17 protein-coding genes and 4 pseudogenes are annotated in these 25,868 nt (G+C 56.9%); 11 read left to right on the top strand and 10 right to left on the bottom strand.

The genetic code is table 11. The features are described from left to right. Positions 1 to 159 precede the first annotated feature (159 nt). The 3 genes and pseudogenes from istA to E8M78_RS10795 all read left to right on the top strand — a co-directional run. Positions 160 to 1,571, top strand: a pseudogene (gene istA, locus E8M78_RS10800) (IS21 family transposase); the annotation flags it as partial. A gap of 18 nt (positions 1,572 to 1,589) precedes the next feature. Then, positions 1,590 to 1,693 (top strand): annotated as a pseudogene (locus E8M78_RS23800) (IS110 family transposase); the annotation flags it as partial. Next, the gene (locus tag E8M78_RS10795) at positions 1,688 to 2,416 is read left to right on the top strand and encodes an IS110 family transposase (RefSeq protein WP_281405060.1); all 729 of its coding nucleotides are present in this window, start codon (positions 1,688 to 1,690) and stop codon (positions 2,414 to 2,416) included. The pseudogene E8M78_RS23800 and the gene E8M78_RS10795, both read left to right, overlap by 6 nt. Positions 2,417 to 2,679: 263 nt before the next feature. Here E8M78_RS10795 and E8M78_RS10790 read toward each other — a convergent pair. The 6 genes and pseudogenes from E8M78_RS10790 to ytfQ all read right to left on the bottom strand — a co-directional run. Continuing rightward, positions 2,680 to 3,680: pseudogene (locus tag E8M78_RS10790) on the bottom strand (integrase core domain-containing protein); the annotation flags it as partial. Positions 3,681 to 3,683: 3 nt separating this feature from the next. Next, a pseudogene (locus tag E8M78_RS23540) lies at positions 3,684 to 4,283 on the bottom strand (FadR/GntR family transcriptional regulator); the annotation flags it as partial. 38 nt (positions 4,284 to 4,321) lie between these two features. Next, on the bottom strand, positions 4,322 to 5,302 hold the full coding sequence (gene yjfF / locus E8M78_RS10780) for a galactofuranose ABC transporter, permease protein YjfF (RefSeq protein ID WP_137135055.1): 981 nt from the start codon (positions 5,300 to 5,302) through the stop codon (positions 4,322 to 4,324). After that, complete coding sequence (locus tag E8M78_RS10775; RefSeq protein ID WP_137135054.1) at positions 5,299 to 6,324, bottom strand: ABC transporter permease; 1,026 nt, start codon at positions 6,322 to 6,324, stop codon at positions 5,299 to 5,301. Before E8M78_RS10775 ends, yjfF begins: the two co-directional genes overlap by 4 nt. Further along, positions 6,321 to 7,922, bottom strand: a complete 1,602-nt coding sequence (locus tag E8M78_RS10770; RefSeq protein WP_246658294.1) for a sugar ABC transporter ATP-binding protein — start codon at positions 7,920 to 7,922, stop codon at positions 6,321 to 6,323. The genes E8M78_RS10775 and E8M78_RS10770 overlap by 4 nt, the downstream gene beginning before the upstream one ends. A 234-nt stretch (positions 7,923 to 8,156) precedes the next feature. Then, a complete protein-coding gene (ytfQ, locus tag E8M78_RS10765; RefSeq protein WP_137135053.1) occupies positions 8,157 to 9,119 on the bottom strand; it encodes a galactofuranose ABC transporter, galactofuranose-binding protein YtfQ in 963 nt (320 codons plus the stop codon). Between the two features lie 419 nt (positions 9,120 to 9,538). Here ytfQ and E8M78_RS10760 point away from each other — a divergent pair, with 419 nt between their 5' ends. Both E8M78_RS10760 and E8M78_RS10755 read left to right on the top strand, forming a co-directional pair. Next, positions 9,539 to 10,510 carry an asparaginase domain-containing protein gene (locus tag E8M78_RS10760; RefSeq protein WP_137135052.1) on the top strand — a complete coding sequence of 324 codons (972 nt, stop codon included), beginning with the start codon at positions 9,539 to 9,541 and terminating at the stop codon, positions 10,508 to 10,510. A 117-nt stretch (positions 10,511 to 10,627) separates the two neighbouring features. Continuing rightward, positions 10,628 to 12,007 (top strand): aspartate ammonia-lyase, encoded by a 1,380-nt coding sequence (locus E8M78_RS10755; protein WP_246658293.1) that lies wholly within the window; start codon positions 10,628 to 10,630, stop codon positions 12,005 to 12,007. Positions 12,008 to 12,308: 301 nt separating this feature from the next. Here E8M78_RS10755 and E8M78_RS10750 read toward each other — a convergent pair whose 3' ends face one another. Then, positions 12,309 to 13,313 (bottom strand): porin, encoded by a 1,005-nt coding sequence (locus E8M78_RS10750; RefSeq protein ID WP_137135051.1) that lies wholly within the window; start codon positions 13,311 to 13,313, stop codon positions 12,309 to 12,311. 619 nt (positions 13,314 to 13,932) lie between these two features. Between E8M78_RS10750 and E8M78_RS23280 the strand changes: the two genes are divergently transcribed. The 3 genes from E8M78_RS23280 to E8M78_RS10730 all read left to right on the top strand — a co-directional run bounded on the left by E8M78_RS23280 (position 13,933) and on the right by E8M78_RS10730 (position 17,819). Then, entirely contained in the window at positions 13,933 to 15,108 is a 1,176-nt protein-coding gene (locus E8M78_RS23280) for a hypothetical protein (RefSeq protein ID WP_170973391.1), read from the top strand. Between the two features lie 64 nt (positions 15,109 to 15,172). Beyond that, positions 15,173 to 16,546, top strand: coding sequence for a M20 family metallopeptidase (locus E8M78_RS10735; RefSeq protein WP_137135048.1), 1,374 nt, complete (start codon positions 15,173 to 15,175; stop codon positions 16,544 to 16,546). 148 nt (positions 16,547 to 16,694) lie between these two features. Continuing rightward, positions 16,695 to 17,819: a fumarylacetoacetate hydrolase family protein gene (locus E8M78_RS10730; protein ID WP_137135070.1), complete on the top strand. Its 1,125-nt coding sequence runs from the start codon at positions 16,695 to 16,697 to the stop codon at positions 17,817 to 17,819. A gap of 35 nt (positions 17,820 to 17,854) precedes the next feature. Here E8M78_RS10730 and E8M78_RS10725 read toward each other — a convergent pair whose 3' ends face one another. After that, positions 17,855 to 18,775 carry a DMT family transporter gene (locus E8M78_RS10725; RefSeq protein ID WP_246658292.1) on the bottom strand — a complete coding sequence of 307 codons (921 nt, stop codon included), beginning with the start codon at positions 18,773 to 18,775 and terminating at the stop codon, positions 17,855 to 17,857. A gap of 192 nt (positions 18,776 to 18,967) precedes the next feature. Here E8M78_RS10725 and E8M78_RS10720 point away from each other — a divergent pair, with 192 nt between their 5' ends. Next, on the top strand, positions 18,968 to 19,141 hold the full coding sequence (locus E8M78_RS10720) for a DUF1328 domain-containing protein (protein ID WP_082547198.1): 174 nt from the start codon (positions 18,968 to 18,970) through the stop codon (positions 19,139 to 19,141). Between the two features lie 228 nt (positions 19,142 to 19,369). On the opposite strand, the gene E8M78_RS10715 is transcribed toward E8M78_RS10720, so the two are convergent. Beyond that, a complete protein-coding gene (locus E8M78_RS10715) occupies positions 19,370 to 19,831 on the bottom strand; it encodes an Lrp/AsnC family transcriptional regulator (RefSeq protein ID WP_062555442.1) in 462 nt (153 codons plus the stop codon). A gap of 130 nt (positions 19,832 to 19,961) precedes the next feature. On the opposite strand from E8M78_RS10715, the gene putA reads away from it, so the two are divergent. Together putA and E8M78_RS10705 are read left to right on the top strand one after the other, a co-directional pair. Continuing rightward, positions 19,962 to 23,666, top strand: a complete 3,705-nt coding sequence (gene putA, locus E8M78_RS10710) for a trifunctional transcriptional regulator/proline dehydrogenase/L-glutamate gamma-semialdehyde dehydrogenase (RefSeq protein ID WP_137135047.1) — start codon at positions 19,962 to 19,964, stop codon at positions 23,664 to 23,666. A 70-nt stretch (positions 23,667 to 23,736) separates the two neighbouring features. Beyond that, positions 23,737 to 24,342 carry a DUF922 domain-containing protein gene (locus E8M78_RS10705; protein WP_137135046.1) on the top strand — a complete coding sequence of 202 codons (606 nt, stop codon included), beginning with the start codon at positions 23,737 to 23,739 and terminating at the stop codon, positions 24,340 to 24,342. A gap of 88 nt (positions 24,343 to 24,430) precedes the next feature. Here the strand turns inward: E8M78_RS10705 and E8M78_RS10700 are convergent, their stop codons facing one another. Continuing rightward, on the bottom strand, positions 24,431 to 25,759 hold the full coding sequence (locus E8M78_RS10700; protein WP_137135045.1) for a dicarboxylate/amino acid:cation symporter: 1,329 nt from the start codon (positions 25,757 to 25,759) through the stop codon (positions 24,431 to 24,433). Positions 25,760 to 25,868: the final 109 nt, after the last annotated feature.

The following is a 25,868-nucleotide window of genomic DNA, read 5'->3' as shown; positions in this document are numbered from 1 at the left end:
CGCAAGCCTGAGGTCACGGAAACCAAGGTCAGCCGCACCGACCCGGACAGCGGCTACATGGTGCGCGACGGCAAGCCCAAGGGTGTGTTTCGGCGTCCAATTTTGACCCCCTTCGGATTTATCTGACCCTCCGTTTTTTGACGGCGGATGGAGAGGGAGTTGAAGCGAGTGGATACGATTGCGCGCGTCCGGCGGGCCTTTCATTTTCAAGGCTGGTCGATGAAGAAGATCGCCCGCGAACTGCATGTTTCCCGCAACACGGTCTGCAAGATATTGCGCACCGACGAGACCGACTTCTCCTACGAGCGTGAGCGGCAACCTTTGCCGAAGACAGGGGCCTGGAAGGCGGAGATCGAGCGGTTTCTTGCGACGAACGAAGGCAGGCCATCGCGCGAACGTCTGACGCTGATCTGGATTTACGAAGAGCTGCGCGCACTCGGATACGACGGCAGCTATGATGCGATCCGCCGTTACGCCAAGGGTTGGGCGAAGAACCGCGGATCAGCGACGGCGCAGGCCTATGTGCCACTCTACTATGCACCCGGCGAAGCCTACCAGTTCGGCTGGAGCCACGAGATCGTGCTGATCAATGGCACGACGACGACCGTGAAGGTTGCCCATGTCCGGCTCTGCCACAGCCGCATGATGTTTGCCCGCGCTTATATGCGCGAGAGCCAGGAGATGGTGTTTGACGCCCACGACAAGGCATTTGCCTTCTTCCGTGGCACCTGCACACGCGGCATCTACGACAATATGAAGATGGCGGTGGAGGCGGTGTTCGTCGGCAGAGAGCGGCTATATAATCGCCGCTTGCCTCACAGATGTGCAGCCACTACCTCGTTCAGCCTGTCGCCTGCACACCCGCCTCCGGCTGGGAGAAGGGCCAGGTCGAGAACCAGGTTGGCCTGGTGCGCGAGCGCTTCTTTACCCCGCGCCTGAGGGTCAAGAGCCTTGAGGAATTGAACGTCTGGCTGCTCGATAAATGTGTTGCCTATGCCAAGGCGCACAACCATCCGGAACACGCCGACCAGACGATCTGGCATATATTCGAGGCAGAACGCGGCAACCTCGTTCCCTATGTCGGATCGTTCGACGGCTTTCACTGCGTTCTGGCCTCGGTCTCAAAGACCTGCATGGTCCGTTTCGACAACAACAAATACTCGGCCCTCTCAACGGCTGTCGGCCGTCCGGTCGAAGTCCACGCCTATGCCGACCGGATTGTCGTCAAGCAGGATGGTACGGTCATTGCCGAACATCGGCGCAGCTTTGGCAGAGGCGAGACGGTCTATGATCCCTGCCATTATGTGCCTGTCCTGGCCCGCAAACCCGGCGCTCTTCGCAATGGCGCGCCGTTCCGCGACTGGGTAATGCCGGCGGCGATGGAGAAGGTCCGCAAGCGATTGAAGACAGTCGATGATGGCGAACGGCAAATGGTCACCATTCTCGGATGTGTGCCGGGCGACGGTATCACCGCGGTAGAGGCCGCCTGCCAGGAGGCGCTTGATCAAGGCGTCTGCTCGGCTGCCGTCATCCTCAGCATCCTGGCGCGACGTCGTGATCCTGCTCCGGCTGCGCCCCTACAAATCCCCGCGGTGACGCGGCCGACGAAGCGCTTTGTTCCAGTGAAGAGCAACAGGGTGTGCTGATGCTGCATCGGGTCCGCGAGCTTTTGATCCGGCAGCGAACAATGCTAAAGTATGTCGCGTTCAATCATCCTCGATTGAACGATAACGTACATGCGGCAAGAAAAGATCGAAAGCGCGGCTCTACTGAATCCAATAAGGTGCGCCGCGCTTTAGTGAACGCCTTGCGTGGCCACTTGGCGGAGTTCGGCATCGTAACGCGACAGGGCATTGCCGGCGTCGGAATGCTGATCGCGTTGGTCGGCGACAATGATCACGACCTAATCCCGCCGCTTGCGCGGTCCCCGCTTCTTCCGCTGATCGGGCAGTTGCGGGAGGTGCACGAGAAGGTCAGCGAGCGGGATCGCCAAATTCATGCTTGGCATCGCCCGAACGAACTGAGCCGCCGCCTTGAGACGATCCCTGGCATTGGTCCGATCACTGCCAGCGCAATGGCCGCGACGGTGACCGACGCGTCGCTCTTCAAATCCGGCCGACAATTGGCGGCATGGATAGGCATGGTGCCGCGGCAGAACTCATCGGGTGGCAAGGACCGACTCGGAAGGATCAGCAAACAAGGCGATCCCTATCTCCGCCGGCTTCTCGTTGTGGGCGTGCACGAGGTGCTTTGTTTCAGCGGCAAAGCTAAAGTTGCACCGACGCGTTGGGCCGCCGAACTTCTGGTGAAGAAGCCGTACAACGTCGTCGCTGTTGCTTTGGCCAACAAGATGGCGCGGATCGTCTGGCCGTTGATGACGACGGGCAGACGCTTTGAGGCGATCGCCGCCCTTTGAATGCACCCAGAGAATGCAGAAATTGGTGAGGTGCTGATGGCGTGATGGCGAACGGTCGAGCCGGGATCGGACAAACCCGATCAGTGGATGCCGTTTGAAAGCGCGTTGACCTGTCTGGAATCCGATCAGCGGACTACATCAGGGCCAGCGGCATGAACGCGCCGCAATCAAAGGCCGTATACATGCCTGCACCCTACCAATCTGCCGGAAACACCAAACTGCCCCTTGCCACGCGCAGGCCGTCCATACATGCCACTGAACTTTCATCCGGCGGCGATTAGAGCCTTGGCGGTTTTGGGTACGCCAGATGGCGCAGTGTGAGCAACCGGCGGAAACGCAAAGCTTTAAGCTTGCGCGGGGTTGGAGCCGGTTGCGGCGATGATCCCGGCATAGCCTGCCGGGGTTTGATACCCGAGCGATGAGTGCGGTCAGAGATGGTTGAAATCTTCCGCCCATTCGGCGCTGGCGCTGCGGGCATGATCAAGGCCGAAGAACAGGTTTTCGTTCAAGAGCTCGCCGCGCATGCGGCCGTTGAAGGACTCGACATAGCCGTTCTGCATTGGTTTTCCCGGTGCGATGTAGTGCCACTCGACCTTGTGATCCCTCGACCAGGCCAGCCTTGCCGCGTCGTTCGAGGAGCTTGGTAAGTTCGCGTGCGACGCGACGCCCGGAGATGGATGTGTCGGGGATCGCGGTAAGGCACTCGCGCGTCACGTCGTCGACGACATTGAGCACGCCAAAGCGTCTGCCGCAGGCGAACCGATCGCGGACGAAGTCCAGCGACAAGCGGGCATTGACCTTCGCTTCGACCAGCACCGGCGCACGGGTCACGCGTACCCGCAGCACGCCGCCTGCCTTTGCGATTGCGCACGGAAAGTCCTTCCTCGCGATAGAGCCGGTAGATGCGATTGACCCCGGATGGCTCTCCCTCCCGCCGAAGCAGGATGAACAGCCGCCGGTATTCGAAACGTCCTCGCTCATTGGCCAAGTCGCGCAGCTTTGTTCGCCGTTCGACCTCCGGCGGTCGGCAGGACCGATAGCGGATCGTTTTCCAGTCGGCGGAGATGATCCGGCAGGCCCGCCGCTGCGAAAGGCCAATGACGGCTTTCAGGTGCGCGACGGCGTCACGCTTGGCGGCAGGCCTTACCATTTTCTTGAAAGCGGCTTCACAAAGCCATCATTCAATCGAACGAACGCGCTCATACAAAATCAAAGCCTGCATTGCAGAATACGAGTTCTCTTCATCTCGAGCCTCGATCTGCCGCACCAGAACCCGGTGCGGCTCTACAAACCCAAGGAGTTGAGAAGCGTCCGGACATTGCATCAGGGGACCATAGGCCAAAGCGTGCGATAACTCGATGACCCCATACAGGGCCGCCATGAAGGGGTTGCGGCTCGAATCTGATATGATCCGGTGCAATTCGAAGTCTGCAAGACTGAAAGACGTCACATCGGAAATAGATAGTTCCATCTGACGAAGCCAGTAATGCATCAATCGAATCTGTTCTCCGGTCCGATGCCGAGCCATGTCCTGCGCAGCCAGGGGCTCAAGCTGTAGCCGCACATCATGAAGCCCGGAGATGAATGTCTCATTGGGTTGAGATGTCAAATGCCAGCTCAGAACCTGGGGATCAAACAGGTTCCATCGCGTCCGTTTTGCCACTTTGGTACCGACCTTTGGTCGCGCCTCCACAAGTCCTTTTGCCTCGAGTGTCTTGATTGCTTCTCGCAGGACGGTGCGTGATACCTTGAACCGATCCATCAGCTCAGCGTCGCTGGGAAGGACGGAGCCCGCGGGAAAACGGCCGGAGATCACCCCTGTTCCTAATTCCTGTATGACATGGGAGTGGAAATTCCGTGCCGTCATCCGCCCGGCAAGCGAGCGGAGAAGGCTTCCCGGTTCGCTCATGCGGCTGCCTTTTTGAGACGCGCACCAGCTTTGTGAGCACTAAAGACGAGCTGTTGCAAGAGGATGAATAGAAAAAGCAGCACACCAATGGCGATTTTGGTCCACCAACTGGAGAGAGTGCCATCGAACACGATGTAGGTTTGTACCAGTCCTTGCAGCATCACGCCGATCAGTGTCCCGAATACGAAGCCGTAACCGCCAGTCAACAGGGTTCCGCCTATCACCACGGCTGCAATCGAGTCAAGTTCGATCCCCACCGCTGCGAGCGGGTAACCTGCGGAAGTATAAAGTGAATAGACGATGCCGGCCAGTCCACCCAGAAGAGACGAGAGTGCGTAGATGCCGATGGTCACCGGACCGGTCGGTACGCCCATCAAGGCCGCAGACGTCGGATTGCCGCCGAGTGCATAAACGTAGGAGCCGAACCGCGTCCGGTGTGCGATGAGACCACCGAAGAGAAATACGAGCAACATCAGAAGCCCGATAGCACTCAGACGACCGCCACCTGGCAACCGATAATACAGATCCATGATGGTTTTGTAGAAGGGATGACTGATCGGGATTGAATCTTGGCTTAAGATGGAAGCCAGACCCCGTGCCAGGAACATTCCGGCCAATGTGACAATGAAAGGCGGAACCTGCAGAAAATGGATGACGGCTCCCATGGCTGCGCCGAACACCGCGGACATCGTCAGAACAATTCCAAAAGCCGCGATGGGATGCAGGCCGAGGTGGGATACGAGTACTGCGACAACGACACCGGCCAGACCAATGACGGCACCTATCGACAGGTCTATGCCACCCGAGATGATGACGAAGGTTGCTCCGACAGCGGCAATGCCGAGAAAGGCGTTATCCGTGAGAAAGTTTCCAAGAATGCGAGTGGACCACATGCCTGGATACTGCAGAATGCATAGCCCGTAAGCGACGACGAATATGAGAGTGGTGGCAGCCAGCGGCCGGTAACGCGGGTTCATCCTGTCTTTTCCGATGTCTGAATGGAGGGCTGGACGGGGCGCTGTTTGATGATGCGATCCAGAGTTGGCGCCAGCTTTGCGCTCTGCAGCACGAGAATGATGATGATGAGGCCAGCTTTAACGATGAGGTTGAACTCCGGCGGAAAGCCGGAGACCAGAATACCGGTATTCATGGCTTGAATTATGAGGGCGCCGACCACAGAAAGTGGAATGGAAAAGCGCCCGCCCATCAGCGAGGTCCCGCCGATCACGACCGCCAGAATAGCATCGAGCTCCAGCCAAAGACCCGTATTGTTGGCGTCTGCACCCCGAATATCGCCAGCTGCGATGGTGCCGGCAATCGCTGCACAAACACCGCCAAATGCATAAATTGCCAGCACGAGAGAGCGACTGCGTAGAGCCGTGTAGTTGGCAGCAGAACGGTTGATGCCGATAGCTTCTATGAAAAGGCCAATGGCTGTTCGTCGCACAAGAAGATGAGCGCCCACCATCAACGCGATCGCGATCACCGCTGGCATGGGAAGGCCAAGAAACGAACCAGTCCCGATAAAGATGAGGACTGGGTCGTTGAAGGTTACAATCGAACCCTCGGTAATCAATTGAGCAACGCCTCGGCCCGCAACCATGAGAACCAGCGTTGCGACAAACGGCTGGATACCCAGGATAGACACCAGGAAGCCGTTCCATAGGCCGCAGAGCATTCCGACGGCCAAAGGCGCAAGAAGCATGATGATGACTGGTTGCCCGGTTACCGCACAGGTGGCCGCAACGGCACCCGCAACGGCCATCACCGCGCCGACCGAGAGATCGACTCCGCGTGTCGCAATGATGGCTGTCATGCCGATCGAAAGAATGGCGACCGGTGCGCCTCGGTTGATGACGTCGATGAGGCTGCCGAAAAATCTACCATCCCTCCACGCAACGTCGAAAAATCCTGGAAAGACGATCCAGTTGAAGAGAAGCACGCCAAGCAGCGCGATGAGCTGCGGGGATAGCAGGCGTTTGACGGACGGTATTCTCATTCGGCTGCCTCTGCATCCTGCGCTGCAATGGCGCGTACGATAGACGATGGATTGATCTCGGCTCCGCGAAGTTCGGCCACCAATGAACGATCCCGCATGACAACCACACGCGAGGAATAACTGACGATCTCGTCCAGTTCCGACGAAATGACGATGAGGGCCAGACCGTCCTCTCGTAGGCGGCTGATCATACGTACGATCTCGGCATGGGCGCCCACGTCGATGCCGCGGGTTGGTTCGTCGAGAATGAGGAAGCGAGGATCCGTTGCCAGCCAGCGCGCAAGAATGACCTTTTGCTGGTTGCCACCGGAGAGAAGCTTGACAGGAAGATCAGCGGAAGCCGTGCGGATATCGAGCGCCTCGATGAAATGCTCTGCGATCTCCATCTGTTCGTCGCGATTGAGCGCCTGCAGCCATCCCAGCTTTGCCTGCATGGCGATGATGATGTTTTCCCGAACGGAAAGATCGCCGAAGATTCCGTCAACCTTTCGATCTTCTGGACAGAAGCCAAATCCCTGCGAGACTGCATCCTGCGGTGCGCGCAAAGAGATTTTCTCACCGTCTATATTCAAAGCACCCTGGTCGGCCGTATCAATGCCGAACATCAATCGCGCCATTTCTGTTCGTCCGGAACCCAGAAGACCGGCAACACCGATGACCTCGCCACGATGGACGGTAAGATCAAACGGATTCACGGATCCGGAACGACCGAAATCCCTGAAATGCATCAGCGGCGAGGAGGGCTCTGTGTCGTCGGCTGCCAGTTCTGCATGGACAAACGCCAGATCCTTGCCCAGCATCATGCGCACCAGACTTGTTCTGTCGAGATCGCCGATTGTTTCGCTTCCCACCAGGCGACCGTTGCGCAGGACTGTGACGCGATCACTCAGCTCAAATACCTGATCGAGGAAGTGCGTGATGAATACGATCGCAAGCCCGCGTGCCTTAAGCCGACGGACAATTTCGAACAGCTTTTCGACTTCAGTTCGATCAAGGCTTGCCGTGGGCTCATCCAGAATGAGAACCTTGCCAGATAGCTCCACGGCACGGGCGATCGCAATAATCTGCTGGACGGCAACAGAGAAAGTCGAAAGTTCAGCATGGACGTCGATGTCCAGACCATACTGAGAAAGAATACGATGCGCCTCCCGCGCCATTTTCCTTCGATCAACAAGACCATAGCGTCGTGGTTGACGCCCGATGAACAGGTTGTCGATTACCGTCATGTTGGGCAGAAGATTGACTTCCTGATAGACCGTTCCGATACCTGCTGACTGCGCCTGTTGTGGTGTCGTAAAGTGAACCTGAACACCATCGACCGAAATCTCACCGTGATCCGGCGTGTAGGCCCCGGTGATGATCTTGATCAACGTCGATTTGCCTGCACCGTTTTCCCCCAGCAGCGCATGCACCTCGCCTGCATGCAAGGCAAGTTCCACGTTGTCGAGTGCGGTATGGTTGCCAAAGGTCTTGACAATACCCTTGGCCACAAGAACCACATTGGCGTCTGCGCCGCTGGTTTCCGGCTGTCGATTTCCGACGCTACCGGGATCTGCTGGCCTGAAGTCTGTTGGCATGAGCCCACCTGAAAGAGACATCGGCGCGTCTTCCCGCCGCATCTAGATTAGAGCACGTTCGCGCCGGATCTGCAGCTGTTTCGCATGGCTCTCGAACTGACTAGCAGGACGGGAAGACAAGCCCTGAGTGCGATTATCCTGCGTCAGGCTGCCACCATGATTGGTCGCACGGAAAGCCGGAATCAGTGCTGAAGTTGAGGCATGTGATCGGAGGGAAGGTTCGGCAAGCGCCAAACTTCCCTCCTTATGGTTTGATCAGTATCCCAAGCCCTTGCGGCGCTCATGTTCGCCCTTCGGATCATCCGCAGGCGTGTAGAGCTTCGACTCTGTGATGATGAATTTTTCGGGCTGCTTCTTATCCTTCAGGAAGGCAGCAAGCGCATCAAGTGCTGGGCCTGCCATATTGGGCGTCAGCTCAACCGTCGCATTTGCTTCACCGGCAGCCATGGCCTTGAAGATATCCGGTACCGCGTCGATCGAGACGACAAGGATGTCCTTGCCCGGCTTCAGACCTGCATCCTTGATTGCCTGGATTCCACCCACCGCCATATCGTCGTTATGAGCGTACATGGCGCAGATATCCTTGCCGCCGTTTTCCGCTTTCAGGAAACCTTCCATGACTTCCTTGCCCTTCGCTCGGGTGAAGTCGCCGGTCTGGCTACGAACGATGGAAATGTTCTTCTGGCCGGCGATTGCCTCTTCAAAGCCCTTCTTGCGATTGATAGCCGGCGTCGAGCCAACAGTGCCCTGAAGTTCCACAACCTTGCACGGCTTGCTGCCCACTGTCTTTGCCAGCCAGTCCCCGGCGACACGGCCCTCCTTCACCTGATCTGAAGCGACGGATGTCAGGTAGAGATCTTTCGGTGCATCAATCCCTCGATCCAGAAGGATGACAGGAATCTTGGCTTCCTTGGCTTCCGTCAGAACGTTTTCCCAGCCGGTCGCCACGACAGGAGCCACGAGAATTGCATCGACGCCCTGAGCAATGAAGCCGCGGATAGCCTTGATCTGGTTTTCCTGTTTCTGCTGGGCATCCGCAAATTTCAATGTAATGCCGCGCTTTTCAGCTTCGGCTTTGGTGACCGAGGTCTCCGCGGCGCGCCACCCCGATTCCGAACCGATCTGCGAGAAACCGATGGTAAGGTTCGCAGCAAGAGCCGTAGAGCAGCCGAGTGCGATCATGCCTGCGCTGAGCGCAAGCGTGCGAAAAATGTTCATTGATGTCCTCCCTAAAAAACGTCGCCTCCACGACGTAAAATGAAGGTAATCAAAGCCAAACCTTCTGTAAAGCGTATAATAGTACAATATGTGCTGCATTGCACAATGGGCGAGAGACTCCATTTTCAGCAACTTTAGGCGCATTTTGGCAACCAGGGCCCTGTCGCCGAACAGCTTGGCTGACGGGGTGAGGAATCAAGCATCGGATGAATGGTATGATAATACGCGCGGTCTGGCCGTGCCAAACTGTGGACTGTAAAACGCTCGCATCGTGTGCGCATTGCCGATTTCCGAACCGCAATACGTAAAAACAAGCACTTGCACGCATTGGCACGATCTGAGACATGGCTGGAAACAGCAAGTACACGAGACAATGAAAGAGGGCAGTAAGCCCCACAAGATCGCTAGGGAGTGATCGCATGAACCACCAGACTCAAGCGGCATCGGCATTTCATGGTTCAAAGGTCGGTTTGGAGGCTGAGAATCCAGACAAGAATCCGGGTTTGCCCGCAATCAAGGCTGCCCGTGACGTGTTGATCTTGAACACGGGAGGAACCATCGGCATGGTGCCGGGTCCACAAGGATTGCAGCCCGGCGATGGTGTACTGGAACAGGCCGTGGCGGCGTTGGCGTCTGGTCCAATTACGGTCAACGTTCACGCCTTTCAGCCACTCGTCGACAGCGCGGAAATCGGTCCTGCCGATTGGAACCGTATGATCGACCTGGTGCTGGATTTTAAGGGTGATGGTGTGATCATCACCCACGGGACGGATACGATGGCCTTCACTGGTGCAGCCCTGTCTCAGGCGCTGGCAGGGTTGGATGTACCGGTGATACTGTGCGGGTCGATGAAGCCTCTTGGTGCAGGCGGTGATGCCGAGGCAAATCTGTCTCTGGCTCTCGATGCCGTCAGTCGTGATTTGACTGGGGTATGGCTTGCATTCAATGGCGGTCTGCTTCCCGCCGCCGGGCTAGTGAAGCACAATTCGAGGGAGGCGGATGCGTTTCGCTCCGTGCCGCAGGCTCCTTTGTCGATGTGCTCCGGGTCAAGGCACTTCGCCGGTCTTGATCTCGCAATTATCACTCTCACACCGTCTGTTTCAGCCAAGGCAGTTGCAGCGATGTTGAGCGAGCTGGATGGCGCCGTTTTGCGTGTCTTCGGTTCAGGAACAATGCCGTCCGATCCGAATCTCGAAGCAGTGATTGCTGCGGCCGTTCAGCGAGGCTGCCGGATCCGCGCTGTCAGTCAGTGCGAGACGGGTGGTGTGGAGCCTGGCACCTATGCGGCAGGTGCTGCTCTCTGGCGCGCAGGCGTAGAGAATGGCGGCCTCGAGACGCCGGAGGCTGCTCTCGCGCGCCTTTGGCTGGAACTTTCGGCCCAGCAAGGATGAAACAGGCGCAGTCTTGAAGCGTCAATCTTCACTCTCTGGTCCGCTCCGGTTGGCCACAGCATACCACTTAAATTTATCTTCAGCCTTTGGCTGACCATTTGTTTTGGGGAGAAGTCAGTGTCAGAAATACGAGAGTTGCGTGCGGAAGAAGATAGCCTTGGTGTGATCGATCTGCCCAAAGACTGCCTTTGGGGCGTTCACACGCAGCGCGCCATCGACAATTTCCCGATTTCGGGCATCCCCCTCTCGCATTTTCCGGAGTTCGTCCGCTCACTCGCTTGGGTCAAGAAGGCGGCTGCGGCAGCAAATCTCAATCTTGGTGTGCTTCCGGAACACAAGGCCAAGGTGATCGCTTCGGTTTGCGACGAGATCATCGGTGGTGCCCACCATTCCCAGTTCCGGGTGGATATGATCCAGGGGGGCGCCGGGACGTCCACGAACATGAACGCGAATGAAGTCATCGCCAATCTTGGTCTCATCCTTATGGGCCATGCACCTGGCGAGTATGTACATCTTCATCCCAATGATGACGTCAATCGTTCACAGTCCACCAATGACGTCTATCCAACCGCAATGCGGCTTGCGATCGTCAGCCAGTGCCTGCCATTTCAGGAATCGCAGCGGCGGCTCTCGGCGGCTCTCAGCGAACGGGCGGATGTTTTTGCCAGTGTCCGCAAGATCGGCCGCACCCAGTTGCAGGACGCCGTTCCGATGACGTTGGGACAGGAGTTCGCAGGTTTTGCGGCCACGATCGACGAAGATATCGAGATCATCGGTCGCCTGTCGCAGCTCTTGCTCGAGGTCAATCTCGGTGGAACAGCCATCGGAACCGGTGTGAACACGCCGCCCGGCTATGCGGAAATGGTTATTCCGGAGCTGTCGCGAGTGTCCGGCTTCGAGGTCAAGCTTGCAGGTAACCTGATTGAGGCCTCATCCGACGCCGGCGCTTATGTCACCTTTTCTGGTGTCCTGAAGCGCATCGCTGTCAAATTGTCAAAGATATGCAACGACTTGCGCCTCCTTTCGTCCGGCCCCCGCTCCGGCTTCAACGAAATTCGTCTGCCCCCGGTCCAGGCAGGATCCTCCATCATGCCGGGCAAGATTAACCCTGTCATTCCAGAGGTCGTCAATCAGGTGGCATTCCAGGTCATTGGCAATGATCTGACGGTTACCATGGCAGCAGAGGCCGGGCAGTTGCAGTTGAACGCGATGGAACCGATCATCATCCTCAACGTCCTTCAGTCGATGCGGATTCTGATGCAAGCAATGGATACGCTGTCAGAGCGTTGCATCAGCGGTATCGAAGCCAATGTCAGCCAGTGTGAAGGCGCCTTGGAAAACAGTCTCGTACTCGCGACGATGCTTGTTCCCTATATCGGTTACGCCAAGGCCGCCAAGGTTGCAAAGACGGCTCTCAGCAAAGATCAAAACGTCGTCGATACTGCGGTCGAACTGGGTTTTGGAACCAGAGAACAAATCACGGCGATGATCTTCTGAGACTGGCTAAGGAATTAGCAAAAAAAGATCTCCTCGGGCGTGCCGGGGAGATCCTTGCTTCTGCCTGGACAGCAGAAGAGCTTGACTGGAGTCGATGCTCTCCCGGCTTGCGCCGGGGTGGATCAGAGCGAATTCGAACTCACGATATATATTAGCATATGCTATTTGATTTGTCGCTTAAAAGTTAGTGTCAGTCACAAAATTTGGGATGAAACTGCGCGGAAAGGCTGAAGCTTTACGTACCGCATAATAGAAACCCGGCGCGAGGCCGGGTTCCAGTCATAATGATCTGGAGGTCAGATCAGAATGCGCGCTGGAGGCGGACGAAACCGGTCCACTGTTCCTGCTGATTGTCGAAGTCCTGGTAGTTTACGGCAACCTTCGTGGAGAGGTTGGTTGCGAGCTGGTAGTCGAACGTCAGACCAGCCTTCCAGCCGTCACGGTTGCCTGTGAAGTCGCCAAAGCGGTTCTGGTCGAGCGTCCAGAAGTACTGTGCGCCGGGGGTGATCTTGAAGCGATCAGTAACCTTCACAGCGTATTCAGCTGCAACAGCCCACTCAGAGGCGTTGTAGTAGGCGTTCGCGCCGGAAGCCCATACAGCTGCCAGGCCGAGCGTGCCCGGGCCGAGTTCAGCCGTTGCGATAACGCGTGCTGCGCCTTCTTCGCGGTCGGTGTCGTAACCGCCAACGAGAGCAACCTTGGCAGGACCAAATGCGCCACCGATAACACCGGAGATGCCAACATTGTTGTTGGTGATCGTGGTGTTCAGGCTTTCGAGCTCGTCAACCGAGAGACCGGCATAGAAAGCGCCAGCCGTGAAGGTGTAACGAATCGAGTTGAAGATGGAGTTGTTGGCCAGAACGTCCGTTTCGCCAGAGAGGCCGTCATCCCACCAGTTGTAGAAGTAACCAACCTTGAGGCCACCGATTTCGATGAAGGCCTGGTCGACGTTTACGCCGCGGTTGGAAGAGTTGTCAGCATCGCCACGCAGACCGATGAAGCCACGGATCGTGCCGAGTTCGGAATCCGAACGGGCATCGATTTCGAGCTGTGCACGCGTGAAGCTATCCCAGTCAGACGTACCGGACAGGTCACGACCGAAGTTCGTCTGGAAACGAACGTAGCCACCGATCTTCAGGCAGGTCTCAGAACCCGGAATGTAGAAGAAGCCAGCGCCGAATGCGTCGCAAACGCGAACATATTCCATCGGCTCCGGCTGAGCGGCAACGATAGCGTCGGCAGCCTGGGCGCCGGATACTGCTGCAAGGGCAGCAGCGGAGCCGAGAAGAAGGCTCTTGATGTTCATAATGACCTCCAGTCATGATTTCTTTGGTGCCGCGCAAAATCTGAAAGCGTGTTGTCCCTGCCACCAATGCTTTGCGCTGGGAAATACATGACAGATGCTTATGGTTTTAGGCAATGCAGGATTTTAGAATCTCATTATGTTAAGAATGTCTAAATTTAGAATTGTAGCAAATAAGCAACAATTATGAGAGGCAAAGATCGGGCAACCAAAGTTCGGCTCCAAGCGAGAGGGCGTGGGCCAGTCTTTGCCAGGATTAAAAGCGGACATCCCAATCCCTTGTTCGAAATTTCTAAGACGAATCAAACATTAAGGAAGGATTAATTTTCGATACCGCAGCCGCTTCGTGATCAGTTATTTAAGATTTAGCTAACAATAACCGCTCGTTGAAGAAGGCAAATATGCTCTTGCTGATCCTTCTTATCCTGCCTTAGTTGCCGCGGATCAAGGTCGCCACCTTCTCAAATCCGCCATCTCAAGGCCACGATTCGTTCTCGCAACCGTCTCCCACATGCTTAAGCTCGGTCTCTTCCTGATAGGCGCTCGCTCCTTCGCCGCTTCGGCACAATATGCATTGTTGGGCGGCGTGCTGCTTATCGCTTGCGGTTTCCTTGGAGTGATAGTGCTCGACGACCACGGCGTTCGCATTGGTCTTGCTATCCTTGGTCTCGGCTTGGCTACCCGGGCCTGCGCTTATGTCGGCGGCTTGGTCCTTTATTCGGGCCTCACTGTTGCGCCACTCATCCTGTCGCTACTCTTTTTACTCGTCTCGCTGTCCTTGATGGCGGCACCTGTTACCGGAGCGCGACCCGCTGCTGTGGCTCTTGCAACGGCGTTCACGATCGACGGTCTGTCGCGACTGCCGCTCATCGCGCTCGTGCGGTTCGAGAGATGGAGGGACGGCGTCCTGCTCGCGTCTGGAGAGCTTCTTCTTGCCTGGGTCCTGGCATCCGAGTGGCTGATACCTGCATATAAAAGTCTCGCGCTTCTCGTTGGCATCTCTCTCTGCGTCTCGGGACACAGTCTTCTGCGGCTGGCCCTCCTGATGCGCAACGGCGGGGCTTCCAGCTCGCTTCACGGTTTCCTGACAGGTAATCTCCGCTCATGGCACCGCGAGATGCCGAAGGGCACGCTACCCGTACGCGAAGAACAGTCCGTACCGCTTGCAGTTCGTCTCTATATCTGGACGCCGAAGGTTGCCGTCGCGGGTTCGGCGAGCTGGCCTCTGGTCGATCGGTACCTGATGACATTTGGGGAAGGTGGTAAGCCATCTGCGGGTCATGCGGCACTCGGTATTGATTCCGATCTTTACCTGAGCCATTGGCCGGTGGCCGAAATCAGCGCCGGTATTCGCGATCTTCCGAATGTGTTCTATTCCGGACGCGACAAGGATATGCCCGGACTCTTTCCACCGTCCTATACTTTCGAGTGCGAGGATTGGATTCCCGCTGATCAGTCCATTGAGTTCCGGACGCGAAATGTTGACGCTGTCCGCGCCTACTGGAATGCCTATCGGCAAAATACGGCATACAACATAACAGACAGAAACTGCTCGATCGTCGTGGCGAATGCGCTGGAACTCGCGCTTGAAGGTAATCTGCGCACGCGTCACCCTTGGCTGCAATTGGCCAGGCTCATCGTGCATCCGGCGCTTTGGCAGGCAAGCTACCTCAGATCGCGGGCGCACCATATGTGCTGGACGCCGGGTCTCGTTCTTGACTACGCCAACCTGCTGAAGCAGATCGTGGATCCGTCGGCGAGGGACGCATCCTCCTTCTCGGTGGTCAGAACGAGGTGAATTCGCCCTTGGCCGTGTCGCTCCTTGGCTGATAGTCTGGTGTCCTTCATGGGAGTTGAAAGACATGAATGATCAGCAGCTTGTCGATACGGCGCATTCCATTGCGGAAGACCGGGCATTTTTCGAGCTTCTCACGCAGCTTGTTGCGCGTCGATCCGTCAGTCAGTCGGAAGGACAGGTTGAGGATCTCTATGCCTATCTTCAACAGGAAATGCTGCCCCTCCTCGAGCCCATGGGTTTCGATTGCCGGATCCTGGACAATCCGACCGGGAGCGGTGGCCCCTTCCTGGTCGCTGAGCGTATCGAGGACGAAAAGCGGCCCACGATTCTCATCTATGGCCATGGCGATGTCTGCAATGGCGAGGCAGCACGCTGGCGTTCCGGTCTGGATCCATTCGTTCTCTCCCGAGAAGGAGATCGACTGTACGGCCGCGGAACAGCGGACAACAAGATCCAGCATCTCATCAATATCCTGGCGCTTCGCCATATCATTGAGCATCGCGGTTCTCTCGGGTTCAATGTTCGGCTTCTGATCGAAATGGGTGAAGAGACCGGGTCGAAGGGCCTCCACCAGTTATGCGAAACCCATAGGCAACATCTGGCTGCCGATGTTCTGATAGCCTCCGATGGACCTCGCCTCCAGGCGGATATTCCCACCATGTTCATGGGATCGCGTGGTGGCGTATCCTTCGAATTGCGGGTCGATCTGCGCAAAGGCGAGTTTCATTCGGGCAATTTCGGTGGCCTTCTCGCCGATCCGGTCACGCTGCTTGCCCATGCCATCGCCACCATTGTGGACTCTCGCGGTCAAATTCTCATCCCCGAGTGGCGACCGGACAGTCTGACGGAAAGTATCCGCGCGGCACTCCGAGGACTGCCGGACCGACGCCATGATGCAGATTGGGGCGAGGAGAGCCTGACGCCCGCCGAAAGGGTCTTCGGCTGGAATGCATTTGCAGTCCTCGCCATCTCTGCTGGCAACATTACAGCACCGCAAAACGCAATTTGTGGCACCGCGCGTGCGGCCTGCCAGCTGAGATTTGTTGTTGGTACCAACATGGACGAGCTCCTTCCGTCTCTCCGCAGGCATCTTGATGCGCATGGCTTCCCGATGGTGGAGGTCCATGCAGTCGGCCATGCTCCCTTCAAGGCTACACGCTTTCCGCCGGATCATCCCTGGGTGCGGTTCGTGGAGCAGTCCATCGTGCGCTCCACCGGAAAATCGGTACATCTTCTGCCCAATCTGGCCGGATCGCTCCCGAATGATGTCTTTACTGACATTCTTGGCCTTCCGACGATCTGGATACCGCATTCGCACGCAGAGTGTGGCCAGCACGGACCCAATGAACATGCATTGGTGTCCATTGCGGGAGAAGGTCTGCGAATCATGACTGCGCTGTTCCTGGACATCGGAAAGACAACGGAATTGCCCAGCTGATGATTGCTCAGGGAACCGGCTGGACAGAGCATGGTCTGAAAATTAGACATGGCTGATGATTGCGTGCTGCCATGAATAACCGGGTGCTACGCTGAATTGGGACTCCAAGGGAGGAAAACGGGTGACCCGCATTGCATTGACGAGTGAAATGATCCTGCCGCATGAGCCGGAGGCGCTTCTTGTCGGACGCGTCTGGTCAAAAGCGCAGGACGGTCCATGCCTGGTTCTTGTCCGGAATGCGCATGTTCTGGATATCACGCCACTGGGCCCGACAATGTCTGCCCTTCTCGAGCGACAGGATCTCGTTACCGCATTGAGGTCTGGCAGCTTTCAGGATCTCGGTTCTTTGGACAGCTTTCTTGACGAATCAGCCGGGCAACTCCTGGCGCCGGTTGATCTTCAGGCGATCAAAGCCGCAGGTGTAACCTTTGCCGACAGTATGCTGGAACGGGTTATCGAAGAACAGGCGAGGGGTGATGCATCGCGTGCTCTGGAAATTCGTCAACGTTTGGCGCCCGTGATAGGTGACAATCTGAAGGGGGTCGCGGCTGGCTCGGAAAAGGCCGCACAGGTCAAGGCGCTCTTGAAGGAGATGAACCTCTGGTCGCAGTATCTGGAAGTCGGTATTGGTCCGGATGCGGAAATTTTCACGAAGTCTCAACCGATGTCCTCTGTCGGTTGTGGCGCCGAGGTCGGCATTCATCCGATCTCCGAGTGGAACAATCCCGAACCGGAGGTCGTGCTGTCCGTGCGCTCAGACGGAAAAATCATCGGCGCAACACTGGGCAATGATGTGAACCTGCGGGATGTTGAGGGACGCTCGGCGCTCCTTCTGGGCAAGGCGAAAGACAATAACGCCTCCTGCTCCATCGGACCCTTCATCCGCCTCTTCGATGACCGTTTCACCCTGGAGGGTCTCGGCCAGGTGAAGGTCTCGCTTTTGGTGGAGGGGGAAGATGGTTTCCAGATGACGGGTGAGAGTGCCATGTCAGCCATCAGCCGCAGTCCGGCCAACCTTGCGTCACAACTCTTGAATCGAAATCATCAGTATCCCGATGGTGCAGTGCTCTTCCTGGGTACGATGTTTGCACCCGTGAAGGACCGGCGCGGGCAGGGACAGGGTTTCACGCATGAAGTTGGTGACAGAGTGGAGATTGCAACGCCGCGGCTCGGTCGCCTGGTAAACTGGGTTAACCGGTCAGATGCTTGCCCGCCCTGGACCTTCGGCTCTACGGCCTTGTTCCAGAATCTCGCACGCCGAGGCCTCCTCTAAAAGGCGAACAGTCCGGAATAGTGCAATGCCTTGTCCTATTCCGGAATGCTTGGCAGCACCTTGTCGCGCTTCTTCAGTTGCTGCTCGCGGAAGAAGATGAACAAACCTGAGCCCACAATCAGGGCTGCACCAAAGATCATGGGCAGGCGTGGTACCTCCCCAAAGAAGGCCCAACCGAAGATTACCGCCCAGAGCAGCAGTGTGTACTGAAGCGGCGCGACCGTCGCGGCATCGGATATCTTCAGGGCGCGATTGACGAGAATATGCGCACACATGGCCACGATACCCAGAAGTCCTAAAAGCAGGCCTTCGGTTGTCGATTTCAAGGGAGCCCAGTCGAACGGCGCAATGAACAGACCGGCGATCCCGGATGCAGCCAGTTGAAAGAACACCAGCGTCGTATCCGGCGTGTTACGCAGGCTGCGGCCGGAAATCAGCATGAAGGCAAAGGCGGCAGTGCCGACGATCGAAATCAGCGCCGGCATGGTGAACATTGCGCTCGACGGTTCAAGCGTCACGATCACGCCGACGAAACCGATAGCAATGGCGAGCCATCGGCGCCATCCGACCTTCTCACCCAGAATAAATGGTGACGCGGCCGCCACATAGATCGGTGCCGCCAACCAGTAGGTCATCACGTCCGCGAGCGGCATGTACATGACGGCATAGTAGAAGCAGAAGATCTCGACTGTCGAGAAAAAGACGCGTGCTGCTTGCAGCCACGGTCGCTTCGCTTGCATGATCGCCCGCTTGCCCCCGAGCCACAGAAACGGTGCCAGGATAACGAGCGCCGCGACGCTTCTCAGGAGAATGACCTGACCGAGACCGTAGCTGGCGACGAGCCATTTGCCCATGGCGTCGTTCAACGCAAACAGAACCATGCCGAGCAGCATGATTGCAGGTCCTGCCGTTGTTATCGACTTCAATCCCCGCTGTAAGATTGGGCTGGTCTGCATCATCCATCTCCGCAGGAATCATGAACACAAGGTGTCGTTTGTGTCTTTCGCCTGTGGCTTAACTATCCTCCGACCGCAAGGAAAACCAGATGCATGCCCGAGTTTGCGTTCTATGACGGGAACAAACTCGGTCGTGGAACCAGATGCTTCTCATTCCGTTGATGGATACAATCCATCGAAGGAACCTATTCCATGTTGAAGTGGGCACTCATCTTTCTCGTCATCTCGCTGATTTCCGGATTTCTGGGCTTTTCAGGCGTATCGGCCGCGACGGCCACGATTGCCCGCGTCCTCTTCTTCATTGCGATCGTGATCTTCCTGATCTTTCTGGTTCTCGCCTTCATGGCAGGAAGCGCGGTCCTGTAAGACCCGTCCATCCCTTAAAGTCGGTGGCCGGATGATCGGCCACCACAGAGCCTTGTTCTTGGGCAAAAAAAAGCCCCACCGAAGCAGGGCAATATGGGGGAAAACTCGCGTCATCTGACGTGAGCATGATCATGAAGCCAGAATTCCGCCCAATTGACGAGGGCACTTTGCTGGAATTTGGTACGATCAGTGATTAAAATGGCAGCATTGTTGCCCAATTTTTGTATTTCATCGTTCTTTGACTGATTGCATTGCGACAGATGTTGATGTGCTGGCGACATAGGGCAGGCTGGAGATCTTCTCTCCCAACACTTCGCGATACCGCCGGATGCTCTGCGTTCTGATCTTGATGAGATAATCGAAGCGGCCCGCGATCATGTGGCACTCTTCCACTTCCTTGATTCTTGAAATGGCCTGATTGAATTCGGTGAGCGCTTTCTCCCGCGTGTCGGAAAGCTTCACTTCCGCGAAGGCGACGTGATCCAGTCCCAGTTTTGGCAGATTGATCACGGCACGAAATCCCAGAATATAGCCTTCATCAACAAGCCGCTTCAGGCGAGCGTTGCACGGAGTCTTCGATAGGCCGATCTTCTCGGCGAGCTCCGTAACCGAGATCCGGCCATCCGCGGCCACAACATCCAGTATCTTCAGATCGAATGCGTCGAGTTCGCTTGTTTTGCGAATTTCCATGGTGAATTTGCCTGCCTTCACGCCCGTATCAGGCTATAATACCTGAAAACAATGCGCAGAATAGTCTCTCGTGTTGGGGTTTGCCGTAGTATTATTTTCCCACTGTTTCCCTTGATACGAGGCTTGAGCCATGACTGTGCAAACTCCGCTGTCGGTCGCAGACCCCTATGCTCTCAAACCCGCTTTCAGTGATTTTGCTCCGTCGCTCCGGCCGCCATCGCAACTGCGGCAGGCGATCACCAATGCCTATCGCCGTGCGGAAATCGATTGCGTCCTGCCCCTTCTCGATGAGGCCAGTCTAGAACCGCAGCAGAAGCAGGCAGTGCGCGAAACTGCAAGAACGCTGGTAACTGCTCTTCGAGGAAAGCATCGTGGCTCTGGCGTTGAAGGCCTCGTCCACGAATACTCGCTGTCCAGCCAGGAGGGAGTGGCGCTCATGTGCCTTGCGGAGGCACTCCTGCGCATCCCCGACATGGCGACACGCGATGCGCTGATCCGCGACAAGATCTCCCATGGTGACTGGAAATCCCATGTCGGCGGCGGGAGGTCGCTCTTCGTCAATGCAGCAAGCTGGGGTCTTGTCGTGACCGGCAAGCTGACCGCGACCGTGAATGATCGAAGCCTGACGGCAGCGCTCACCCGTTTGATTGCCCGTTGCGGTGAGCCGGTCATCCGTCGCGGCGTCGATATGGCCATGCGCATGATGGGCGAACAGTTCGTTACCGGCGAGACGATCGATGAAGCTCTGAGTCGTGCCCGCGAGATGGAGCAGAAGGGCTTTGGCTATTCCTACGACATGCTGGGAGAAGCAGCCACAACGAAGGCCGATGCCGAGCGTTACTTTCGCGACTATGAGAATGCCATTCACGCTATTGGACGGCAAGCAAATGGGCGTGGAGTGTATGCCGGTCCAGGCATTTCCATCAAGCTGTCTGCCTTGCATCCACGCTATTCGCGCTCCCAGGCGGCACGCGTCATGGCGGAACTTCTGCCACGGGTGAAAGCCCTATGTCATCTGGCAAAGGGTTACAACATTGGCCTCAATATCGACGCTGAAGAGGCGGACCGACTTGAGCTTTCGCTCGATCTTCTCGAAGAAATCTGCTTCGATCCTGAACTTGCAGGCTGGGACGGCATCGGCTTCGTGGTGCAGGCCTATGGCAAGCGGTGCCCGTATGTCCTCGATTTCATCATCGATCTTGCCAGCCGCTCAGGACACCGCATCATGGTGCGACTGGTCAAGGGCGCCTATTGGGATGCTGAAATCAAACGTGCGCAACTGGACGGTCTAGAGGATTTTCCGGTCTTTACCCGTAAGGTGCATACGGATGTTTCCTACATCGCCTGCGCGCGCAAGCTGCTGGCAGCGCGCGATCTGGTCTTCCCGCAGTTCGCCACTCATAATGCCCAGACGCTGGCCACCATTTATCAATTGGCCGGGCCGGAATTTTCCATTGGTAGCTATGAATTTCAGTGCCTGCATGGCATGGGCGAGCCTCTTTATGAGGAGGTTGTCGATCCGGCCAAGCTGGCGCGCCCATGCCGCATCTATGCGCCGGTAGGCACACATGAGACACTTTTGGCCTATCTTGTACGCCGTCTTCTTGAAAACGGTGCCAACTCATCCTTTGTCAATCGCATTGGGGACGAAACGGTCAGCATTGATGACCTGATTGCCGATCCGGTCGAAGTCACGCGCGCTCAGGTCAAACCTGGATCCAAACATGACAAGATCGCGTTGCCCCGAGAACTCTTCGGGAAGAGCAGGTTGAATTCTGCCGGTCTTGATCTTTCAAACGAACAGACCCTTCAGAGCCTTTCAAGTTCATTCGAGGCAGTTGCAGCCATTCTCGTACAGGCAAGGCCGCTTCTTGCCTTCGAGCCAGACCTCGGCGAAGAGCAGCCTGTTCTGAATCCTGCCGACCATCGCGATCGGGTTGGAAGTGTTATCGCTGTCAACGCGCCGGACGTCGTTCAGGCCGCAACAGCTGCGTCTGAAGCTCTTGCGCATTGGCAGGCTGTGACAGCCTCCGAGCGAGCCGATCTGCTGGATCGATCCGCCGTTCTTTTGGAAGAGCGCATGGATCACCTGCTGCCGCTGATCATGCGGGAGGCCGGAAAGTCGCTTCCCAATGCCATCGCCGAAGTGCGTGAAGCGGTCGACTTCTTGCGTTACTATGCGGAACAGGCGCGCCGGACCCTTGGCGTAACGCACCTGCCGCTCGGTCCCATTGTCTGCATCAGCCCGTGGAACTTCCCGCTCGCCATCTTCCTCAGCCAGATCTCTGCTGCTCTGGTTGCCGGGAACACGGTTCTCGCCAAACCGGCGGAAGAAACGCCGCTGATTGCCTACGAAGCAATTCGGATTCTGCATGAGGCAGGTATTCCAAGAAGCGTCATCCAGCTTCTTCCGGGTGATGGTCGCATCGGTGCTGCTCTTGTGGCTGCTCCCGAAACCGCGGGCGTCATGTTCACCGGCTCGACGGAAGTGGCAAGGCTGATACAGAAGCAACTGGCGGGCCGTCTCTCCGCTACAGGCAAGCCCATTCCACTGATTGCTGAAACGGGCGGTCAGAATGCCATGATCGTGGATTCGTCCGCTCTGGCCGAACAGGTCGTTGGCGACGTCATTGCTTCCGCATTCGATAGTGCTGGCCAACGCTGCTCGGCACTTCGCGTCTTGTGCCTGCAGGACGACGTTGCCGATCGTGTTCTGACAATGCTGAAGGGCGCGCTTGCCGAGCTATCTATTGGCAGAACGGATCGGCTTTCCATCGATATTGGCCCGGTCATCACAGAAGAGGCGCGCCAGACTATCGAAGGTCACATAGAGCGCATGCGCATTCTGGGGCGCACCATCCATCAGGCGGCAATGCCGAAGGAAACTGAACTCGGCACCTTCGTTGCCCCCACGATTGTGGAACTGACCTCAATCAAGGATCTGCAGCGTGAGATTTTCGGTCCAGTCCTCCACGTCATCCGTTTCAAGCGAAACGACCTGGACCGGCTGATCGACGATATCAATGCAACGGGATACGGCTTGACCTTCGGCCTCCATACGCGCCTGGATGAAACCATCGCTCACGTGCTCAGCCGCGCGAAGACCGGCAATCGCTATGTGAACCGTAACATCATCGGTGCCGTTGTGGGTGTACAGCCGTTTGGCGGCCGTGGTCTGTCCGGAACCGGTCCAAAGGCCGGTGGTCCGCTCTATCTCGGTCGTCTTGTCCAGACACCGCCGGTGCCGCCGCAGCTGAGCTCTGTCCATCGTGACGCGGCCTTGAGCGATTTTGCCCGTTGGCTTGATGATCGCCAGCAGACGCAAGCCGCCGAATTGGCGCGCACGATTGGCGGCGCTTCGGCGTTGGGGCTTGAGCTACAGCTGCCAGGACCCGTTGGCGAACAAAACCTTTATGCCCTGCATCCAAGAGGTCGCGTGCTGCTGGTTCCGCAAACCGAAACCGGTCTCTATCAGCAACTGGCTGCGGCCCTTGCGACCGGGAATATCGCCGTCGTCGACATCAGTAACCCGATGTTCGCTGACCTGCTTCACGCGCTTCCGATGAGCGTGACTGCACGCTTGCAACGCACGAAGGACTGGAAAGCGGATGCGCCTTTCGCCGGTGCCTTGATCGAGGGGGAGGGAGAGTTGCTGACAGAAGCGCTTCGGCGCCTGGTAGCACTTCCCGGTCCGCTGGTCCTTGCACAGGCTGCGTCATCACAGAAGATGGCGAAGCCCGATGCCTATTGCCTGAACTGGTTGCTGGAGGAAGTGTCCACCTCGATCAACACTGCAGCAGCAGGCGGTAATGCGAGCCTGATGACGATTGGATGAGGCAGGGCTTGCCTTGTTTCTCCTTAGGCAGCAATAGTCGCGCCGGGTTAATCTCGGCGCGAGACAGACAGTGCGACTTCAGACAGCGACGCTTTTCATTGGCTTTTCCATCAGTGCTTTGACAGCGCTTGGCGCACAGGCCACGGCTGCGGACTGGCAGGCGGTCGAGCAGATCAAGACCTATGCCATTTCCGGCAAGACGGGCATTGATCTCTATCGATCTATCGGCGAAAAAGGCCCGCAGGCCGGTGTGCAGGCCATCGCTCATACCAGTTTCAAGCTGACCTGGACGCGCAAATACGAGGTTCAAGGCACGGCCTGCGCCATTACTGTGGCGATACCGAAGCTGGTCATCACCTATACCATGCCGAAGCCCGCCAATCCGCTGCCGCCCGATGTTGCGCAGAACTGGGCTCGTTTCATCGCAGGCGTTGAGAAACACGAGCGTGTCCATGGTGGCTTTACCAAGGAGCTCGTGCAGCAGATACAGGATTTCAGCCTCGGTTTGCGGGTTGAAAATGATCCAGAATGTAAACGTATCCGTGAGGTTCTGACCAAACGTCTTGGCGAGCTTTCCAAGGCGGAGCGTGCCAAGAATGCAGAGTTTGATCGGATCGAGCTGAGCGACGGTGGCGCCGTTCATCAGTTGATATTGGCTTTTGTGAACGGTCCGTGATCCGATCGGACGTGAAAAAGCCCGCCGGGATGAACCAGCGGGCTCGTCATGGGGGCTCTTTCACAAGAGCCCTTTTCCTTGGGAGGAATTATTCCGCAGCCTGCAAGGTGCCACTGGTAACCGGCTCTGGGGCCTGTCCGGCCAGCGCCTCCTGAAGCTTGGCCTGATCGAGTTCATTTTCCCAGCGTGCAACAACGATGGTGGCAACGGCATTGCCCACGAAGTTGGTCAGGGCGCGGCATTCCGACATGAAGCGGTCAATGCCAAGGATCAGCGCCATACCGGCCACGGGAACCGAAGGAACCACGGAAAGCGTGGCGGCCAGTGTGATGAAGCCTGCGCCCGTGATGCCAGCCGCACCCTTCGAGCTCAACATGGCAACGAGCAGCAGTAGGATCTGATCCGCGAATGACAGCTGGATATCGGTGGCCTGTGCGATGAAGAGCGCCGCAAGGGTCATGTAGATATTGGTACCGTCGAGGTTGAACGAGTAACCCGTCGGAATGACGAGGCCGACAACCGAACGCTTGCAGCCTGCACGTTCCATCTTCTGCATCAGGCCCGGCAGTGCGGCTTCCGAGGAAGATGTTCCTAAAACCAGCAGCAACTCTTCCTTGATATAGCGAATAAGCGCAAAGATCGAAAAACCGTTGTAACGGGCAACAGCACCCAGCACCACGACGACGAATAGAAGCGAGGTCAGGTAGAAGGTGCCGATCAGGAAAGCGAGGTTGGCAACGGAGCCGATGCCGTATTTGCCGATCGTGAAGGCCATGGCGCCAAAGGCCCCAATGGGGGCAGCCTTCATGAGGATTGCCACCAGCTTGAAGATCGGAGCTGTGACTGCATGCAGGAAGTCGGTCACAGGCTTGGCCTTGTCACCAACCATTGCCAGCGAAATACCAAACAGCACCGAGAAGAACAGCACCTGCAGGATATCGCCCTGCGCAAACGCGCCGACGATCGTTTCCGGGATGATATTCATCAGGAAGCCGGTGATCGTGGTCTCATGGGCTTTGGTTGCATAAGTGGCAACAGCCTTGGCATCCAGGGAGGCCGGATCGATATGCATTCCTGAGCCCGGCTGTACGACATTTGCAACCAGCATGCCGACAGCAAGCGCAAGCGTCGAAAAGGTCAGGAAGTAGATCATTGCCTTTCCGGCAACGCGGCCCACCTTCTTGAGGTCGGTCATTCCGGCAATTCCGGTCGCAACCGTCAGGAAAATGACCGGTGCGATGATCATCTTCACCAGACGAATGAAGGCATCGCCCAGTGGCTTCAGCGAAGCGCCGATATCCGGATAGTAATGGCCGAGGATGATACCTGCGGTAATGGCAACCAGTACCTGAACATATAGCTGCCGATAAAGCGGCACCTTGCCGCGCGGGGCGGCAGCATCGAGATTCAATTCCATGTTGATCCTCCTTCGCGCCCCTACCCAATGGTTCTCCCGAGGCGACATTTGATGATGAGGCCAGTGTTGCAATGGGCGTGCCAGATGGAATTTCTCTGCTATAATATTG

Origin of the sequence: Rhizobium sp. FKY42 (assembly GCF_005222835.1) — a bacterium.
Lineage (GTDB): Bacteria > Pseudomonadota > Alphaproteobacteria > Rhizobiales > Rhizobiaceae > Neorhizobium.
This window is presented reverse-complemented; position numbering and strand designations above follow the sequence as displayed.

What these genes read in the sequence shown, in the direction of transcription:
- ytfQ (WP_137135053.1), bottom strand. Translation starts at nt 9,119, where the DNA reads ATGAACATTTTTCGCACGCTTGCGCTCAGCGCAGGCATGATCGCACTC.
- E8M78_RS10715 (WP_062555442.1), bottom strand. Translation starts at nt 19,831, where the DNA reads ATGGAAATTCGCAAAACAAGCGAACTCGACGCATTCGATCTGAAGATA.
- yjfF (WP_137135055.1), bottom strand. Translation starts at nt 5,302, where the DNA reads ATGAACCCGCGTTACCGGCCGCTGGCTGCCACCACTCTCATATTCGTC.
- E8M78_RS10750 (WP_137135051.1), bottom strand. Translation starts at nt 13,313, where the DNA reads ATGAACATCAAGAGCCTTCTTCTCGGCTCCGCTGCTGCCCTTGCAGCA.
- putA (WP_137135047.1), top strand. Translation starts at nt 19,962, where the DNA reads ATGACTGTGCAAACTCCGCTGTCGGTCGCAGACCCCTATGCTCTCAAA.
- E8M78_RS10720 (WP_082547198.1), top strand. Translation starts at nt 18,968, where the DNA reads ATGTTGAAGTGGGCACTCATCTTTCTCGTCATCTCGCTGATTTCCGGA.
- E8M78_RS10730 (WP_137135070.1), top strand. Translation starts at nt 16,695, where the DNA reads ATGATCCTGCCGCATGAGCCGGAGGCGCTTCTTGTCGGACGCGTCTGG.
- E8M78_RS10770 (WP_246658294.1), bottom strand. Translation starts at nt 7,922, where the DNA reads ATGTCTCTTTCAGGTGGGCTCATGCCAACAGACTTCAGGCCAGCAGAT.
- E8M78_RS10775 (WP_137135054.1), bottom strand. Translation starts at nt 6,324, where the DNA reads ATGAGAATACCGTCCGTCAAACGCCTGCTATCCCCGCAGCTCATCGCG.
- E8M78_RS10700 (WP_137135045.1), bottom strand. Translation starts at nt 25,759, where the DNA reads ATGGAATTGAATCTCGATGCTGCCGCCCCGCGCGGCAAGGTGCCGCTT.
- E8M78_RS10760 (WP_137135052.1), top strand. Translation starts at nt 9,539, where the DNA reads ATGAACCACCAGACTCAAGCGGCATCGGCATTTCATGGTTCAAAGGTC.
- E8M78_RS10795 (WP_281405060.1), top strand. Translation starts at nt 1,688, where the DNA reads ATGCTAAAGTATGTCGCGTTCAATCATCCTCGATTGAACGATAACGTA.
- E8M78_RS10735 (WP_137135048.1), top strand. Translation starts at nt 15,173, where the DNA reads ATGAATGATCAGCAGCTTGTCGATACGGCGCATTCCATTGCGGAAGAC.
- E8M78_RS10725 (WP_246658292.1), bottom strand. Translation starts at nt 18,775, where the DNA reads ATGCAGACCAGCCCAATCTTACAGCGGGGATTGAAGTCGATAACAACG.